Here is a 1,200-nt window from a genome sequence, read left to right on the forward strand (position 1 = left end):
GTGACGTCTCCCTCAAGAATAGAACCATGACATCGATGAGATTTCCATTAAAATGGGTCAAGTGGAGATCTCAACATGAAAAAACGTTACAGCGAAGAACAAATTATCAAGGCCATCAAAGAACATGAGGCCGGAGCCAAGGTTGAAGATATTTGCCGCCGCCTGGGGATATCAAACGGGACTTTCTATAACTGGCGCAGCAAATACGCGGGTATGGAAGTCAACGAAGCGAAGCGGTTGCGCGAGCTTGAAGCTGAGAACACCAAGCTGAAGAAGCTCCTCGCGGAAAAAATGCTTGAGACGGAAGCCTTGAAGGACGTCGTCTCAAAAAAGTGGTAAAGCCCGCCAGCAAAAAGCGTGTGGTTACGCACTTAGTAACTACCTTTAGGCTTAGTGAGCGCCTTGCGTGCAAGTTGGTCGGGCTGAGTCGAACCGCTTATCGATATCAGCCTAAAAAGCGCCAAGATGAGCCTGTTACGGCTCGTTTAAAGGAGCTAGCAGTCGAGTATCCGCGTTACGGATATTTGATGCTACACGGCCTTCTGAAGCGCGAAGGTTTAGTTAAAAATAAGAAGCGGACGTACCGTTTATACACGGAGCAAGGGCTTCAGGTTCGCACTAAAAAGCGTAAAAAACTAACGCGACCACGCGTCGTGATGGACGCCCCAACCGCTGTGAATCAGCGTTGGTCGATGGACTTTGTCTCCGACCAGTTAGCCAGCGGGCGTCGTTTTCGGGTCTTAAATATTGTTGATGACTTTAGTCGAGAAGTCGTTGGCCAGCTGGTTTCAGTGTCGATATCAGGTCAGCAAGTCGCGCGATTTTTATCACAAATGATTGAAATTCGCGCCCGGCCAGATTCGATTGTTTGCGACAACGGTACCGAATTTACCAGCAAGGCGATGTTCTTCTGGAGCAAAACCACAGGTGTTCGTCTGAGCTTCATTCAGCCAGGCAAACCAACACAAAATGCTTTTGTGGAGAGCCTGAACGGTAAGTTTAGAAACGAATGTCTGAATCAGCACTGGTTCAGAACACTGGATGAAGCAAGGTACGATATTGAGCAGTGGCAGCGTCATTACAACGAAGAGCGACCGCACAGTTCACTGAATTATTTACCGCCAGCTGAGTACGCAAAACAGGTGGCATAAAACTGAAATCTCATTGAAAATGTGGTGTTATTTCAGGGGAAAGGTCACG

General features: G+C 48.0%; 1 protein-coding gene. It reads left to right on the top strand.

Annotated features, from left to right (window positions below):
* Positions 1–75 precede the first annotated feature (75 nt).
* A protein-coding gene (locus IDAT_RS12835) for an IS3 family transposase (RefSeq protein ID WP_156099536.1) occupies positions 76–1,151 on the top strand; the annotation gives its coding sequence in 2 pieces (ribosomal slippage) (positions 76–325 and positions 325–1,151; 1,077 coding nt in all).
* Positions 1,152–1,200 lie beyond the last annotated feature (49 nt).

The organism is Pseudidiomarina atlantica, from assembly GCF_000753735.1.
GTDB lineage: Bacteria > Pseudomonadota > Gammaproteobacteria > Enterobacterales > Alteromonadaceae > Pseudidiomarina > Pseudidiomarina atlantica.